The organism is Alteromonas sp. AWQ4_252, assembly GCF_056158205.1.
This window is the reverse complement of the sequence record NZ_JBSWSV010000001.1, coordinates 119,238-135,656: the sequence shown is the minus strand read 5'-3', so window position 1 is coordinate 135,656 and position 16,419 is coordinate 119,238. Positions and strand designations below refer to the sequence as shown.

The 16,419-nt window shown below is 47.5% G+C and carries 16 protein-coding genes; 8 read left to right on the top strand and 8 right to left on the bottom strand.

Translation table 11 applies throughout. The features are described 5' to 3' along the window. Positions 1-27 precede the first annotated feature (27 nt). The 3 genes from ACXACM_RS00620 to pip form a co-directional block, all read right to left on the bottom strand. Positions 28-948 carry a bifunctional GNAT family N-acetyltransferase/hotdog fold thioesterase gene (locus ACXACM_RS00620; protein ID WP_474819098.1) on the bottom strand — a complete coding sequence of 307 codons (921 nt, stop codon included), beginning with the start codon at positions 946-948 and terminating at the stop codon, positions 28-30. Positions 949-1,111: 163 nt separating this feature from the next. Next, positions 1,112-1,549, bottom strand: a complete 438-nt coding sequence (gene dtd, locus ACXACM_RS00615; protein ID WP_474819096.1) for a D-aminoacyl-tRNA deacylase — start codon at positions 1,547-1,549, stop codon at positions 1,112-1,114. After that, positions 1,546-2,523 carry a prolyl aminopeptidase gene (pip, locus tag ACXACM_RS00610; protein ID WP_474819095.1) on the bottom strand — a complete coding sequence of 326 codons (978 nt, stop codon included), beginning with the start codon at positions 2,521-2,523 and terminating at the stop codon, positions 1,546-1,548. The genes dtd and pip overlap by 4 nt, the downstream gene beginning before the upstream one ends. A gap of 86 nt (positions 2,524-2,609) precedes the next feature. Here pip and ACXACM_RS00605 point away from each other — a divergent pair, with 86 nt between their 5' ends. Together ACXACM_RS00605 and ACXACM_RS00600 are read left to right on the top strand one after the other, a co-directional pair. After that, positions 2,610-2,840 carry a hypothetical protein gene (locus ACXACM_RS00605; protein WP_474819094.1) on the top strand — a complete coding sequence of 77 codons (231 nt, stop codon included), beginning with the start codon at positions 2,610-2,612 and terminating at the stop codon, positions 2,838-2,840. 9 nt (positions 2,841-2,849) lie between these two features. After that, complete coding sequence (locus ACXACM_RS00600) at positions 2,850-3,500, top strand: DUF2959 domain-containing protein (RefSeq protein WP_474819093.1); 651 nt, start codon at positions 2,850-2,852, stop codon at positions 3,498-3,500. A 26-nt stretch (positions 3,501-3,526) separates the two neighbouring features. On the opposite strand, the gene ACXACM_RS00595 is transcribed toward ACXACM_RS00600, so the two are convergent. Both ACXACM_RS00595 and metF read right to left on the bottom strand, forming a co-directional pair. Next, on the bottom strand, positions 3,527-4,411 hold the full coding sequence (locus ACXACM_RS00595) for a virulence factor BrkB family protein (RefSeq protein ID WP_474819091.1): 885 nt from the start codon (positions 4,409-4,411) through the stop codon (positions 3,527-3,529). 86 nt (positions 4,412-4,497) lie between these two features. Beyond that, the gene (gene metF / locus ACXACM_RS00590) at positions 4,498-5,382 is read right to left on the bottom strand and encodes a methylenetetrahydrofolate reductase (protein ID WP_474819090.1); all 885 of its coding nucleotides are present in this window, start codon (positions 5,380-5,382) and stop codon (positions 4,498-4,500) included. Between the two features lie 152 nt (positions 5,383-5,534). Between metF and metJ the strand changes: the two genes are divergently transcribed. Continuing rightward, positions 5,535-5,858: a met regulon transcriptional regulator MetJ gene (gene metJ / locus ACXACM_RS00585; RefSeq protein ID WP_474819089.1), complete on the top strand. Its 324-nt coding sequence runs from the start codon at positions 5,535-5,537 to the stop codon at positions 5,856-5,858. A gap of 49 nt (positions 5,859-5,907) precedes the next feature. Here the strand turns inward: metJ and ACXACM_RS00580 are convergent, their stop codons facing one another. Next, a complete protein-coding gene (locus ACXACM_RS00580; RefSeq protein ID WP_474819087.1) occupies positions 5,908-7,146 on the bottom strand; it encodes a malic enzyme-like NAD(P)-binding protein in 1,239 nt (412 codons plus the stop codon). Between the two features lie 297 nt (positions 7,147-7,443). Beyond that, positions 7,444-8,040: a TetR/AcrR family transcriptional regulator gene (locus tag ACXACM_RS00575; RefSeq protein ID WP_474819085.1), complete on the bottom strand. Its 597-nt coding sequence runs from the start codon at positions 8,038-8,040 to the stop codon at positions 7,444-7,446. A 114-nt stretch (positions 8,041-8,154) separates the two neighbouring features. Here ACXACM_RS00575 and ACXACM_RS00570 point away from each other — a divergent pair, with 114 nt between their 5' ends. After that, positions 8,155-9,291 carry an MBL fold metallo-hydrolase gene (locus ACXACM_RS00570; RefSeq protein WP_474819084.1) on the top strand — a complete coding sequence of 379 codons (1,137 nt, stop codon included), beginning with the start codon at positions 8,155-8,157 and terminating at the stop codon, positions 9,289-9,291. Positions 9,292-9,318: 27 nt separating this feature from the next. Here the strand turns inward: ACXACM_RS00570 and rpmE are convergent, their stop codons facing one another. Continuing rightward, entirely contained in the window at positions 9,319-9,531 is a 213-nt protein-coding gene (rpmE, locus tag ACXACM_RS00565) for a 50S ribosomal protein L31 (protein ID WP_474819083.1), read from the bottom strand. A gap of 209 nt (positions 9,532-9,740) precedes the next feature. Here rpmE and priA point away from each other — a divergent pair, with 209 nt between their 5' ends. The 4 genes from priA (at position 9,741) to hslU (ending at position 15,973) form a co-directional block, all read left to right on the top strand. Further along, on the top strand, positions 9,741-11,912 hold the full coding sequence (gene priA / locus ACXACM_RS00560) for a primosomal protein N' (RefSeq protein WP_474819081.1): 2,172 nt from the start codon (positions 9,741-9,743) through the stop codon (positions 11,910-11,912). Positions 11,913-12,067: 155 nt separating this feature from the next. After that, on the top strand, positions 12,068-12,634 hold the full coding sequence (locus ACXACM_RS00555; protein WP_474819079.1) for an SPOR domain-containing protein: 567 nt from the start codon (positions 12,068-12,070) through the stop codon (positions 12,632-12,634). 1,414 nt (positions 12,635-14,048) lie between these two features. Next, complete coding sequence (hslV, locus tag ACXACM_RS00550; RefSeq protein ID WP_474819077.1) at positions 14,049-14,573, top strand: ATP-dependent protease subunit HslV; 525 nt, start codon at positions 14,049-14,051, stop codon at positions 14,571-14,573. A gap of 71 nt (positions 14,574-14,644) precedes the next feature. After that, a complete protein-coding gene (hslU, locus tag ACXACM_RS00545; protein WP_474819075.1) occupies positions 14,645-15,973 on the top strand; it encodes an HslU--HslV peptidase ATPase subunit in 1,329 nt (442 codons plus the stop codon). The last annotated feature ends 446 nt before the right edge of the window (positions 15,974-16,419 follow it).

Genomic DNA, 16,419 nt, shown 5'->3' with positions numbered 1-16,419 from the left:
AAAGCGCCTTAAGGCGCTTTTTTTGTATTACTCTTCTTCATCTTGCTTTTCTTGTGGCGGTAACACCCAGAATATCCCTTTAAATTCGGCGACTGGCGTGTCGTTATCCAGAATGTCAACCTGAAGGGTAAAGCTACACTTTTTTCTTTTTTCCAATGGTGCGAATTTGCCGTGTAAATTTTCTTTATGGCACACCGCACGAGGCTTCATGGTAATAGGCTTGTGGTAATGAATATCGCCATCGCCAAGCACAATGTCTCCTGTGAGTTGTCGTTCTTTCAATTGCAGAAATATCATTCCCCAACCGGTTAGGGTGGCCAGAGAAAAAATACTGCCAGCAAACATGGTCCCGTGAATATTAATGTTCTTGTTGAGGGACGCCCGGGTTTCGAAAGAGCGGCCGGTGTACTGGTGTAACTTAATTCCCATATGTTCGGTAATGGGAATGGTTTCACTCCAGGTATTCTGCAGTTCTTTACACCACTTAGGGTGCAGCATCACAATATTGGGGTCAGTAAGCTTTTTGACCATTTGCTGGCGTTTGAGCATGCCAAGTTCATTAGGTGCTTCCCGCTCAATGACAAATCCACATGAACTGAAAAACGAGATAGAGGTCTCGCGACTATTGGTAACTGCGCGAACAGCACCAAGGTCACGTGCGACACCTTCCAAAGCACCTAATATCATCTGACCAAGACCGCGTCTTTGATAATCAGCGTGAACGGCAATATGACGAATTTGCGCTTCTTCTGCGGTATTCAGATGTACCCGCCCCGCCGCGACTATATCTCCCTGGCCATTCACAATAATACGGTGTTCTGCGACCAGTTCGTATTCATCTTTTTCTGAACCTGGAGGAAAATTCCAGGGCTGACGGAGGTATGTCCATCTAAAGGTAAAGTACCTTTCTAACTCGTCTTCTGTTTTTGGTGTGGCTACCCTAAACACGATACGCGCACCTTATGCTATTCCATTGGCCACCATTTAAACCTATAGGACGTGCCTTTCACAAGCGTAAACCGAAAAACTCTTTACGAAAGTGTAAATAAGCAACAAAAAGCTGTCGCTTGTAGTGGGTTTTAAAAAGAATAATGGTCGTTAGATCAGTAGATTAGATGTCAAAGTGAAAGGTTACAGGTCCATCGTTTACCAGAGCGACCTTCATATCAGCACCAAACTGGCCGGTACTTACTTTCAGATCCTTTTGCCGTAGTCGTTGAACAAATTGCTGATAAATAGCCTCGCCATGTGCAGGAGAAGCGCCTTTGGAAAAACCCGGGCGATTTCCTTTCTGCGTATCAGCAACCAGTGTGAATTGAGACACCACAAGTATTTCGCCCCCCACCTGTTTGATATTCAGGTTCATTTTGTCGTTTTCATCAGAAAACAGGCGGTAATTAGCCAGCTTGTTGGCCAGTTTCTCAATATGCGTCTCGTTGTCCTCTTTCTCAACGCCTAACAATACCAGCATCCCCTGTCCGATATGACTAATTACCTGATTATCGACTGTTACCGACGCTTCAGTTACCCGTTGTACTAAACCTATCATTGTACCTGTTCCTTCAAATATCTGGACATATCACGAGTGGCACGACAAAGTGCCAAGCCGATGCCCGGTTCTGAGGTACTGTGGCCAGCATCCTGAACAATCTGAAGTGTGCTATTTTCCATTGCTTTGTGCAGGGTGAAGGCGCCTTTAGTGCTGCAAATGACATCGTAACGGCCGTGTACAATGGTCGTGGGGAGATGGCAAATTTTATCAATGTTGTCGAGAATATAGCCTTCAGGTATAAAGCAGTGATTAAGAAGGTAGTGACACTCGAGTTTGGCCAGGCTGGTCATCAGGTCGATAGGGTAATGGCAAGTAGCATCACCAGTGCCTGGGGGCAGAGATACTTTCGATAAACGTTCTTCCCACACGTACCAACGTTTAAGCGCACTCATACGAAGCACTTCATCTTTAGATTCAAAGCACGTTTGGTAGTACTCACAGACACTTTTCGTGGTGAAGGGAGGTGTAAGCCCCTGAGTAAACGTCTCGTAGTGGTCTGGAAATAACGTCGCGGCAGCGCCACCTTCAGATAAAAACCAGTCACGATCACTTTGACGGGCTAAGAAAACCCCTCGTAAAATCAGGCTGGTAACAGATTGTGGGTCGTCAATGGCGACTAAAAGTGCCAGGGTAGAACCCCAGGAACCGCCAAATAGTAGCCATTTCTCAATTCCGAGTTGTCTGCGCAACTGTGCGATGTCGGCAATAATATGCTCGGTGGTATTATTCTTCAGGGAACCGAAGGGTTTAGAGCGGCCACAGCCCCGTTGGTCGAAACCAATGATTCTGTATCTGTTCGCATCAAAGAAGCGGCGGTAGCCGGCAGCGAGCCCCGCACCAGGGCCGCCGTGCAAAAAAAGCACAGGGAGACCTTCGGGGTTGCCGCTTTCCTCGTAGTACAAACAATGGCCATCAGGCGTTTCTAAATACCCACTGCTGTAACTTCCTATGTCAGGGTAGAGTCGTTTCATTTTGTTTCGGCGCGTTGTATCACTGGATTTTTTAGTTTAGTTTAGCTACTAAAGCACATAATGACACAACATGCGAGGAAGTTTATATGGCAGGTCAGGGTTCAGGTGGTAACGTAATTGCGGCAATCTGTAACTTTTTTATTCCGGGATTAGGGCATCTTGTCCAGGGGCGGATTTTAGGAGCATTGTTTTTCTTTGTTGTCTGCGCGGCCTGTTATGGTCTTGCAGCCACGGTAATATTCTTTTTCCTCTGGCCGGTTGGCGCTATCTTCCACCTGTGGGCTATCATTGATGCGGCCCGTTATCGCGGAGCGTGAGGATAAACTATGGTACGAAGAATAAAAGCGAGCCTGGTAGTGACTACCGCTTGTCTGTTGCTGAGTGGTTGTCAATCTGCTTACTACTCCGCTTGGGAGAAGCTGGGCGTAGAGAAAAGAGATATTCTGGTAGACAGGGTGGAAAATGCCAAAGAGTCTCAAGAAGACGCTCAGGCGCAATTTGCTGATGCGTTGGAAGAATTCAGTGCCCTTATTAATTTTGACGGTGGAGAATTAGAAGACGTTTACGATGAGCTCAACAGCGAATTTGTTGATAGTCAGGCTGCCGCGGAAGATGTGTCAGACCGCATTGATAAAGTGGAAAGTGTAGCGGAAGCTTTGTTTTCTGAATGGGAAGACGAATTGGAAAAGTACGACAGTGCTACCCTGAGACGCTCCAGTGAGCAAAAGCTGCGTTCAACCCGTCGTCAGTACAGCAGTATGATCAAAGCTATGCGCAAAGCGGAAAGCCGAATGGACCCCATTCTCACAGCGCTGCAGGATAACGTGCTTTATCTGAAACACAACCTGAATGCGAATGCGATTGGTGCTCTTGATGGCGAATTGAAATCAATTCAACAGGATGTGGCAAGGCTAATGTCTGAGATGAAAGCGGCAGTGGCGGAATCTGACGCATTCATTCGCACAATGAAAAACTAAAGGAAAAGTGCCAATCGGCCCTTTGTTCACTCTTTCGGAACTTTGCGGGGAGACTCACTGGCGCGAATATCGCCGTATGCATCTTCAAGGCTGCAGGTAAATTCAGCGCCAATTAATACTACCATCCAGGATACATACACCCACAAAAACAAAATAGGTAAGACTGCCAGTGCGCCGTAAATCACCTGATAAGACGTAAAGTTAGTTATGTATAAGGCAAACCCTTTTTTGGTAAATTCGAAAAAAATCGTGGCCACCAAAGCCCCTATAAGTGCGTGGGAGTAGCGAACCCGTCGATTAGGCACCAGCAGGTATAAAATAACAAAAGCCAGCAATGCGGCAAAACTTGGCACAAGCTTTAGCATAAACGTACCCACACCAGGCGTGTATTCTTCAGCAAATTCAGCCACACCTACCAGATACGAACTTATCGCCACACTTGAGCCCATCAGCATCGGCCCCAGCGTAATGACCATCCAGTAAATCGCGAAGGTGTAAATGATCGGGCGGTCACTTTGGGTCCGCCAAATCCGGTTGAGCGTTTTGTCTACATTGGATATCAGTAAAAGCGCAACGACCAGTAATGACAGAATACCCACTGCGCCCATCTCAGAGGCATTGGACACAAAGTCTGACATATACTGATGAACAACATCACCAGCGGTGGGCACAAAGTTAGAAAAAACAAATTGCTCGAGCTTACTGCGTACGGAAGCGAAAGCGGGAAAGGCAGACATTACTGTAAAGGTTACCATGATAAACGGCACCAAAGACAACAGTGTCACATAGGCCAGGTGACCTGCAGAAATGGTGATATTATCTTGTCGGCATCGTCGCAGAAAGATGTGAAAAAACGCAATTAGCCCAGGCAACTTGTCCTTTATGCCTTTTACCCAGCGATTATCTGTCAAAACAGACTCCTAAATTAACCCCAATACAACAATAACAGTGTACTGGGTCATGTGCGCTGGGCAAAATGCTTTTTTGCAGACGGTGATTAACCAGCGCGCACTCCGAGCATATGGCAAATTGCATAGCTGAGTTCACAGCGGTTCAGCGTGTAGAAGTGAAAGTGCTTTACGCCTTCTTTTGCGAGAACCTTCACCTGCTCCATGGCGATGTTGGCACCAATCAGATTTCGAGTGGCCTGATCATCGGCATCCAGGCCATCATACATTTTATGCAACCAGCCGGGGACGTGTACGTTCGTAAAGCCCGCAAATTTAATCAGGGTCTGGTAGTTTGTAACTGGCAGAATTCCCGGCACGATATCAAGATCAATACCAGCGGCGGCGGCTCTGTCGCGAAAGCGCAGATACACACTGGTATCGAAGAAAAACTGTGTAATAGCTTCCGAAGCGCCCGCTTCAGCTTTACGCTTTAGGTTGAGTAAATCAAACTGTGCATTTGGGGCTTCGGGGTGCTTCTCAGGGTATGCGGCTACTGAGATATCAAAATCTGCGACGTCCTTGAGCAAACTCACGAGATCTGATGCGTACATTTCGGTTTTATCGACCCCTTCGGGGAGATCGCCTCGCAACGCAACAATGCGGCGAATACCAGAATCCCAATATTCTTGTGCAATGTGTTTTAGTTCATCGCGGCTGGCATCTACGCAGGTCAGGTGAGGTGCAGCTTGTACACCCGTTTGCTGTTGAATGCGCTTAACCACATCGTGAGTGCGATCGCGCTCGCCGCTATTTGCGCCATAGGTTACTGACATGTAAGAAGGCTTTAACGGCGCCAGACGCTCGACAGATTTCCACAGCGTTTGTTCCATCTTTTCCGAGTTTGGTGGAAAAAATTCAAAAGATACATCGATGTCTCGTAGTTCAGACAGTGATTGATTTAATGCATCTATACCCTGTGCATAGGAAACCATTAGCTTATTCTCATATTTGGACGTTTAGACGTCTAAACTAAATAATATATGTCTGGACGTCAAGAGGTTTACACGGCTTAATTGACCTTTTCGCTACATTGTTTAGAATTTCCGCTCATAATATAAAATAACAGACAGATTGAGAGTCAAAAATGGCAGAATGGAACGGTAAATATATTCACCCCTATGCAGAACACGGGAAGAAGAGTGAGCAGGTTAAAAAAGTTACCGTCTCTATTCCAATCAATGTATTAAAAGTGCTTACCGATGAACGAACGCGCAGACAGATTAACAACCTGCGTCACGCTACGAATTCAGAGCTCTTGTGCGAAGCGTTTTTGCACGCGTTTACCGGGCAACCCCTTCCAAACGATGACGACCTGCGCAAAGACAACCCTAACCGGGTGCCAGCTCAAGCGCGTAAAATGATGGAAGAGATGGGCCTCGACCCAAGTGTAGACAACGAAGAAGAGTAAAGACAAACAAGCCAGCAATTTTTTTGCTGGCTTAATGCAAAACCGTTTACTAGTAAGAAGGTGGTAAAGTTTCGATACCTGCCACGCCGGAGTCGATAGCAGCCTGAGCCACGGCCCTGGCAATGCGTTGTTTTAATCTTGGATCCATAGGTTTGGGAATGATGTAATCTTTTCCAAATGTCAGGCTTTGGGATTTACTGGCTTTAAGCACTTCTTCAGGTACAGGCTCCTTAGAAACAGAGCGCAATGCTTCAACCGCTGCCACTTTCATTTCATCGTTAATTGCTGAGGCGCGTACGTCCAGAGCACCCCGGAAAATAAAAGGAAAGCACAGTACATTATTCACCTGGTTCGGATAGTCAGAACGGCCCGTGGCCATAATGAGATCGGTTCGAACTTCGTGTGCCAGCTCGGGTTTTATTTCCGGGTCAGGATTAGAACAAGCGAACACAACAGGGTTAGGTGCCATTAATGCCAATGCTTCAGGAGGCAGCACATCAGGACCGGAAACCCCTACAAATATATCTGCGCCATCCATAACATCTTCCAGTGTTCGCTTGTCGGTGTTGTTGGCAAACAGTTTTTTGTGCTCAGTTAAATCTTCACGTCGCGTGTGTATAACCCCTTTGCGGTCGAGCATGTAGATTTTCTCACGCTGCGCGCCGCACTTTATCAGTAGCTCCATACAGGCTACTGCGGCAGCTCCGGCTCCCATACAGACAATTTTGGCTTCATCGATTTGCTTGCCCTGAATTTCCAGAGCGTTGAGCATACCTGCTGCGGTTACAATAGCAGTACCGTGCTGATCGTCGTGAAATACGGGAATTCTGCAGCGCTTAATTAACTCTTGTTCAATTTCAAAACACTCAGGAGCCTTAATGTCTTCCAGGTTTATACCGCCAAAAGTGTCGGCAATATTGGCGACGGTATTAATAAACTCTTCGGTGGTTCGGTGTTTTACTTCGATGTCGATGGCATCAAGCCCTGCGAACCGTTTAAATAATAGCGCTTTACCTTCCATGACTGGCTTTGAAGCCAGGGGCCCGAGATTACCTAACCCCAGAATGGCTGTTCCATTACTGATCACCGCGACCATATTGCCTTTGGCCGTGTATCGATACGCCGCATCCGGGTCTTCTGCAATTTCTCGGACCGGTTCTGCGACGCCAGGGCTGTAAGCGAGCGCTAAGTCATCCACACTATCTGCCGGTGTAGACAGTTCTACTTTAATTTTACCTGGGGTAGGGTACTCGTGATAATCCAGGGCGCGTTGTCGAAAGTCTGACATTCTTGGTGTGTCCTTATCGGGGGGATTAAACAATGACAATTTTCACTGCACCATTGTGTCGTTATAATTGTTAAGTACAGTCGCTAACCAATGTAACACAACAATTTTCACAGTACACAATGGAGCAAGAAGTAACTAAGCTCTATTGACAATACGCCAATGCTCGGTACTCATAATTTAAATGTAAAGATAAAGCAAGTAGGAAACAAATGGAAAAATGCGATGATTAACATCCACTACATAAATGGACATCGTTAAAATAATTAATTCTCGGAATAAAAGCGACGCATATGGCGTTTAATCAGCGGTATACCTTGCCAAGAACATAGCAACGGTATGTTTCACCACGCGAGCAACTTGCTTATCATCAGGAATGTCAAACTGATACAGATGGGGATAGAAAATAAAGGATTTCAATTGATAGATAAATTGTTTAGATGCGAAGGGAATATCCTCTATGTAAAGGCTTCCTGCATTGACAGCGTCTTGCAAAAAATCATCGAGAAAAGTTGCACATCCAATTTTATTTGCAGTAAGTTGCTTTGCCAGTGCTGGCTGTTGGAGCATGTGCATGAATGCCACTCTGGCTACTTTCAACAAGGGCGCAGACGATAAAAATTCGGCTTCTTGTTGAGCAATCGTCAGTAACTGAGATTCTACAGGCAATGTCTTATCGTAGGTAATAACATTACCCGTACGCAATTGATTTTGTAGTCTTAGCAATATGGCGTGAAACAAAGTGTCCTTTGTTTCAAAGTGATTGTACAAGGTGCGCTTTGACACATTCGCTTCCCTGGCAACCAGGTCCATACTGGTATTTTCCATCCCTTGCACAAAAAACAAGGTTTCTGCCGCTTGCAGTATTGAGAGCTTTTTCTGTTCGCTTAACTTCATCATCATCTCCTGTATAGGGTAGTGTAACCTGTCCACAAAAAAAGTGAACTACATGGTTTACTTTTTTTGCTTCTTCTGTAAACTAAACTGTGTAGTTTACCTTTTGGGGTGATCATGAAGCCAATATTTTGGACCCTCGTTATTTGTGTTGTGATGATAGTTGTCGGAGGCATTATAGTGAATAGTCGTTTAGAGGCAGAGGGCTTAACGAGTGCGCAGCGGGAAGCGGTTACTCAGGCACCAAAAGAAAAAGGGCGATTTGTTAATCCGTCACCGGTTCCACCAAATGGCTTTTTTAAAATACTGGGCGTGATGAGCCGATACATTACAGAGCCCCAGGTGGACAAAACACCAGACGCGCAAATTCCAGTCATCGAATTGAGTAGTGACACGCTAGAGGCATTGTCTAACGATACGGTCCACGTGGTAAAGCTGGGTCATTCTTCAGTGTTGATGAAAGTACACGGTGAGTACTGGTTATTCGACCCGGTATTTTGTGAACGGGCGTCGCCGTTTAGTTTCGTTGGGCCAAAGCGGTTTCATCCATCACCGATTAGTATTGATGCATTGCCGGCCATTGATAAAGTGTTTATCTCTCACAATCATTATGATCACCTCGATGAAAAAGCCATAAAAGCTCTCGCAAAGAAAACTGCGCGATTCTACGTGCCGCTGGGAGTGGACAATTCACTTACTGCATGGGGAGTGGACGAGGCAAACATTGGTGCTTTTGACTGGTGGCAGGAAGAAGTTACGTCAGTTGGCATGGTCGCTTTTACGCCGAGTCGCCATTTTTCGGGGCGAGGAATTACCGATGCTAATACTACTTTGTGGGGGTCGTGGGTAGTGAAGGCGCCGTCGGGTTCAGTGTATTTTAGCGGTGATTCTGGCTATTTCGATGGCTTTGCAGAAATTGGCGAACGTTATGGACCTTTTGAAATTACCCTTATAGAGACAGGTGCCTATGATAAAGACTGGCCGGATATTCACATGATGCCAGAGGAAAGCGTAAGGGCGCATGTGGATCTAAAGGGCCGGGTTATGATCCCTGTACACAATGGCACTTTTGATTTAGCTTTTCACAGCTGGTATGAGCCGATGGAGCGGGCTGTTGTTAGTGCGCAAACGCTTGGTGTCACACTGAGTACGCCGGTATTTGGCGACATTGTTTCACTGTCATCGCCCATGCGAGAAAATCGCTGGTGGCGAGATGTAAGAAAGCCGGATGCAGAATCAAAAAAAGCGCCATAAAGGCGCTTTTTTCCGTTTGGTGAGGGCTTATTTTTTACCCAGGGCACCAAAACGTTTCTTGAAGCGATCAACACGACCACCAGTGTCAACGTTACGTTGCTTACCAGTATAGAAAGGGTGGCAGTTTGAGCATACGTCAAGGTTCAGGTCTTTGCCCAACGTTGAACGTACTTTGATCACGTTACCGCAAGAGCAAGTTGCAGTAATTTCTTTGTATTCAGGGTGGATACCTTGTTTCATGGGTTACCTCATCATAAAGGCCGTATCGCTATCCAGCCCGAAGCTGAACACCATACGCAACTATATTCAAATGCAAGACACAACTGGCCTTGCCGTAAAGAGCGGCGCATATTAATGTATGACGCCCGTTTGATCAAGAAAGATAAGCAAAAAACGCAGAAAAAATAGTCAGGCAGGTCTGCCAGGCCAGTGTTTATGATGGAAAACCGATGATTTTTGTAGAAGTGGCGGTACCGGTACCGTTGCGACAAGTATTTACCTATCAGTGTGAACAGCTTCCTGAACCAGGCTGTCGTGTTTCTGTGCCCTTTGGCAACCGGCAATTAATAGGAATGGCTTTGGGGCCAGCTGACACGCCGGGTGATATTAGCAAAATTAAACCTGTTACTGACATCATTGACACTACACCTTTATTAAATGACATCATGCTCAGGTTGTGTCACTGGTTATCTCAATATTACCTCCACCCGATAGGAGAAGTCATTCACACCGCTTTACCTGTACTTTTGCGCAAAGGAGAATCGGCAGAACCCGTAGAGGAAAAATGGTGGCAACATACTGGCGATATTGACGGGAATTTAGTTGCGTTAAAGCGCTCAAAGCGGCAGGCAGAATGTTTACAACTTATAGCCAATGAAGAACTTCGGGACAGTGAACTCAAAAACACTTTTTCGAGCACTGTGATAAACGAATTGGAAAAAAAAGGCTTTATCGCCCCTGATTTTCGCAAGCCACCTTTACAGCCAAAGTTGTGGCTCAATCATTTTTCTGTTGGTAATAAACCTGTACCCGATCGTGAGCAAAGTGTAGCGATTACTGCCATTAGTCAGGCGCGAGGGCAATTTGCTCCTTTTTTGCTAGAGGGTGTGACCGGTAGCGGTAAAACGGAAGTGTATCTTCAGGCCATTGAAGATGTATTGGCAGAAGGTAAGCAGGTTCTTATTCTGGTACCTGAAATAGGGTTGACACCGCAAACTGTGTCACGTTTTGCTCAACGCTTTGGCATTGATGTGGGAGTGTTGCATTCCCAACTCAACGACAAAGACCGTTTAGCCGTGTGGCAACGAGCACGGTCCGGCGAAATCGGCATTGTGATTGGAACCCGGTCAGCTATTTTTACCCCGCTGAAATTTCCCGGTATGCTCATTGTGGACGAAGAGCATGATGAGTCGTTTAAGCAGCAGGATGGTTTGCGATATCATGCTCGAGACCTTGCCGTTATGCGGGCAAATGGTGAAAACATTCCATTGGTCTTGGGTAGCGCAACACCTTCTCTTGAATCGCTGAACAATGCGCTTACGAAAAAATACGGGCACCTGCATTTAACTCAGCGGGCTGGTGGTGCATCGAAAACCCATCAACAGCTTCTCGACGTGCGCGACCAGCGCATGCAGTTTGGTTTAGCAGATGGCATGATTAGCATTATGCGACAGCATCTGTCAATGGGGAATCAGGTGTTGGTTTTCGTTAATCGCCGAGGCTATGCACCGGCTTTGCTCTGTCATTACTGTGGACACTCTGCTGATTGTCACCGGTGTGAACGCCCCTTTACCGTACATCGTTCTCAGCAGCGTTTACAGTGCCATCATTGCGGCGCTGTTAAGCCTATTCCAGTGCGCTGTGAGCAATGTGGCAAAACAAGCCTGATGACTGCAGGTGTTGGTACTGAACAAATCGAGGAAGGCTTAAGGCAACTGTTTCCTGACAAAAAGCAAATAAGGATCGACAGCGATTCAGTGCGCGGAAAAGACAAGCTGCAACGAATGCTAAGTGATGTCAACGCACAGAAGTACCAACTTTTGGTAGGCACGCAAATCCTATCAAAAGGGCATCATTTTCCCCATGTCACTCTTGTTGTCATTATGGACTGCGACGGCGCATTATTCAGTGCAGATTTTCGAGCCAGTGAAAAGCTCGCTCAGTTGGTAACGCAGTTAGCCGGGCGCGCTGGCAGAGCCAGTAAACCCGGAGAAATGTGGCTACAGACGCACAATCCTGGGCATCCGTTGCTTCAGGATCTCATTCACAATGGTTATGATCATTTCGCGAGACAGCTTCTTGAAGAACGCCAACTCGCTGCGCTGCCACCTTACCAGTCGCAGGCTGTTATTCGGGCCGAAGCGACGAGTGGAGAACTGGCCTGGACGTTTTTGCAACAAGCTCGCCAATTGTTAAACGAGGGGGCAGTAAGAACCCATGGGCCGCTTCCTTGCTTAATAGAAAAACGTCAGGGAAGATTCAGATTTATGTTGGTGATGCAGTCAACACAACGCAATGCGTTGAACGCGAAACTTCGGCACGCTTTACCCAATATTTCCGCCATGCCCCTTGCTACGAAAGTTCGTTGGTCCGTTGACGTGGATCCCTCAGACTTTAGTTAATTTGTTCTTATTTGCCCAAGAATACGGCAGCAATATGAGATAAAAAACGCTACACTGCCACAATAATAAGGCGATGTTGAGCCACGATGGCAATCTGTGGAAACACGCGATAATGATAATTAGTAATTTGTATTTAATGGGGTTAGTTGCGGTTTATGGCTCAGCGTGATTATGTTTCTCGTGGACGTGCGTCGACGAACAAAAAAAAGCAACCGAATAAGCGTCAGTCTTCAGGGCCAGAAATGCAAAAAGGCAAAATCTGGGCGCGGTTGGTGGTAGTGATTATTGCCATTTTATTGCTTATTTATTTCCTCTTTTCCATTAAAGATAACGTAGATGAGACTGCTGACGCACCAATGGCACCTTTACCTCAATTAACTGAGGAGGAAGAACTGCCAGAACTGCCGGAAGAAGAATGGGATTACATAACAACCTTGCCCGGTTATGAAGTGGAAGTACAAGTAGCCGAGCAGAAAAAGTCAGACAAACTTTACTTATTGCAGTGTGGCTCTTTTAGAACCAGAGCTCAAGCCGAAGAAATGAAAGCTAAAATTGCATTTCAAGGCTTTGAAGCACAAGTTAGAGCCACTACTGGCTCAAATGGCGAATGGTTCCGCGTCATTATGGGGCCACTGCAGACAAAACGCGATGCTGAACGAGCAAGACACAGCCTGCGAAAAGTGAATATCACAACCTGCATGATCCTATACTGGAACCTTTAGTGCTTTGTTACGTCGCATTGAGGGCGGCTGCAGCTTACCTGCGCTAGATACGCTGTGATCCTGCAGTTGGAAACCAAGCGGTGAATTCGCCTCAAAGCACGCCGTGAATCCATCCCTGGAGGCTCCACTGCCGCGTCCCTGCGGCAGAGGGCTTTGAAACGAACTCACCTCATGTTTTCCCTATTTACAACGCGTGTGCTCGGTGATGGTGGTTGCAGCTTACCTGTGCTAAACACGCCGTGAACCCATCCATGGGGGCTCGACAGCCGCATCCTTGCGGCTGACGGTTTACCGCAGATAAGCTTTCACCGCCTATTCATGCTTTGTTACGCCGCAGTGACGGCGGTTGCAGCTTACCTGTGCTAAACACGCCGTAAACCCATCCGTGGGGTCTCGACAGCCGCATCCCTGCGGCTGACGGTTTACAACAGATAAGCTTTCACCGCCTATCCGCGCGTGTCACACCTTGGTTCTGCAGTTGGAAACCAAGCGGTGAATTCGCCTCAAAGCACGCCGTGAATCCATCCCTGGAGGCTCCACTGCCGCATCCCTGCGGCAGAGGGCTTTGAAGCGAACTCACCTCATGTTTTCCTTTTGCGCAGTGACGGCGGTTGCAGCTTACCTGCGCTAAACACGCCGTGAACTCATCCATGGGGGCTCGACAGCCGCATCCCTGCGGCTGACGGTTTACCGCAGATAAGCTTTCACCGCCTATTCATGCTTTGTTACGCCGCAGTGACGGCGGTTGCAGCTTACCTGTGCTAAACACGCCGTAAACCCATCCGTGGGGGCTCGACAGCCGCATCCCTGCGGCTGACGGTTTACCACATATAAGCTTTCACCGCCTATCCGCGCGTGTCACACCTTGGTTCTGCAGTTGGAAACCAAGCGGTGAATTCGCCTCAAAGCACGCCGTGAATCCATCCCTGGAGGCTCCACTGCCGCTTCCCTGCGGCAGAGGGCTTTGAAGCGAACTCACCTCATGTTTTCCTTTTGCGCAGTGACGGCGGTTGCAGCTTACCTGCGCTAAACACGCCGTGAACCCATCCATGGGGGCTCGACAGCCGCATCCTTGCGGCTGACGGTTTACCGCAGATAAGCTTTCACCGCCTATTCATGCTTTGTTACGCCGCAGTGACGGCGGTTGCAGTTTACCTGTGTTAAACACGCCGTAAACCCATCCGTGGGGGCTCGACAGCCGCATCCCTGCGGCTGACGGTTTACCACATATAAGCTTTCACCGCCTATCCGCGCGTGTCACACCTTGGTTCTGCAGTTGGAAACAAAGCGGTGAATTCGCCTCAAAGCACGCCGTGAGCGCCCCCCTTGAAAAAAAGTGGTTTCCCCCCACTTATTGATTCATCGAGTTAAATAGTACGTTTTGGCGTACAGCACCCACAAACGGGGAAATATTGTGACTACTATTGTATCTGTAAGACGTGACAATCAGGTGGTGATTGCCGGTGATGGTCAGGTTTCATTGGGTAACACCGTGATGAAAGGCAACGCGAAAAAAGTTCGTCGGTTGTATAACAACAAAGTACTGGCTGGATTCGCCGGTGGCACAGCTGATGCTTTCACGTTGTTCGAACGGTTTGAATCGAAACTGGAAATTCACCAGGGGCACTTAACCCGGGCTGCGGTTGAGCTGGCTAAAGACTGGCGTACAGACCGCATGTTAAGGAAGCTTGAGGCATTGCTTGCCGTCGCTGACGAAACGGCTTCTTTTATTATTACCGGAAATGGCGACGTTGTTCAGCCAGAGAATGATTTAATTGCTATTGGTTCGGGTGGCGCTTACGCTCAAGCGGCCGCCACTGCGTTGCTAGCAAATACGGAATTATCTGCGAAAGACATCGCTGAAAAGAGCTTAACAATTGCTGGTGATATTTGTGTTTATACCAATCATCATCAAACGGTTGAAGTACTGGATTATTAATCGATTGCGTTACAAATTCGCTAATGTAATTGATAGCTGCCAAGGCAGCACAAGTGAGAAAAGGTTTAATTATGTCTGAAATGACACCCAGAGAAATTGTTCATGAGCTCGACCGCCATATTATTGGTCAGCAAGGTGCCAAGCGCGCCGTATCTATTGCGTTAAGAAATCGCTGGCGTCGTATGCAATTGCCAGAAGAGTTGCGCCAGGAAGTTACGCCTAAAAATATCCTTATGATTGGTCCTACCGGTGTGGGTAAAACCGAAATTGCCCGTCGACTGGCCAAGTTGGCTCAGGCTCCATTTATAAAAGTGGAGGCGACTAAATTCACAGAAGTGGGTTATGTGGGCAAAGAAGTTGAGACTATCATCCGCGATCTTGCAGACATCTCAGTTAAGATGACCAAAGAGCGGGAAATGGCGAAGGTGAAGTTCCGTGCTGAAGAAGCCGCTGAAGAGCGGATCCTAGATGCCTTGTTGCCACCACCTGAAGATGTGTGGGGCAAGAAAGAAGAAGTGGAAGATCGTGGCACTCGTCAAAACTTCCGTAAGAAACTTCGCGAAGGAAAATTAGACGACAAAGAAATTGAAATCGACGTAGCGTTGCCGCAGATGGGCGTTGAAATAATGGCGCCTCCGGGCATGGAAGACATGACGAATCAGCTTCAGTCTATGTTTCAGAATATGTCTGGCTCACAGAAGAAAAAGAAGAAATTAAAGATTAAAGAAGCCTTTAAACTTCTTATCGAAGAAGAGGCGGCACGATTGGTTAATCAGGAAGATCTCAAAGAGCGGGCCATTGAAGCGGTAGAGCAGAATGGTATCGTGTTTATCGATGAAATTGACAAAATTTGTAAACGTGAAGGAAACTCTTCAGCCGACGTTTCTCGTGAAGGTGTACAGCGAGACTTGCTGCCCTTAGTTGAAGGTTCAACGGTATCTACGAAACACGGAATGATTAAAACAGACCATATTCTGTTTATTGCCTCCGGTGCTTTCCAAATGAGCAAACCCTCAGATCTTATTCCCGAGTTGCAGGGTCGTTTACCAATTCGCGTTGAGCTTTCTGCGCTGAAAGTGGAAGACTTTAAGCGTATTCTCACTGAACCAAATGCTGCGTTAACTGAGCAATATCGCGCTTTGATGGCCACTGAAGGTGTTACGATTGATTTTGACGAATCAGGTATTCAGCGAATTGCTGAAGCTGCTTGGCAGGTAAATGAACGCCTAGAAAATATCGGCGCGAGGAGGCTACATACGGTGTTGGAGCGTCTTATGGAAGACATATCCTTCGATGCTTCTGAAAAGTCAGGTGAAACTTTCACTATCGATGCCGCCTACGTAGACGCACATCTTGAAACGCTGGTAGATAACGAAGATTTGAGCCGCTTCATTCTTTAGTCGTTGTCTTGGTGACGGCGGCTGCAGCTTACCTGCGCTAAACACGCCGTGAATCCATCCCTGGAGGCTCCACTGCCGCTTCCCTGCGGCAGAGGGCTTTGAAGCAAACTCACCTCATGTTTTCCTTTTGCACATCGGCGGCTGCAGCTTACCTGCGCTAAACACGCCGTGAACCCATCCATGGGGGCTCGACAGCCGCATCCCTGCGGCTGACGGTTTACCACAGATAAGCTTTCACCGCCTATCCGCGCGTGTCACACCTTGGTTCTGCAGTTGGAAACCAGGCGGTGAATCCATCCCTGGAGGTTCCACTGCCGCTTCCCTGCGGCAGAGGGCTTTGAAGCGAACTCACCTCATGTTTTGTTACGCCGCATTGACGGCGGTTGCAGCTTACCTGCACTAAACACGCCGTGAACCCATCCATGGGGGCTCGACAGCCGCATCCT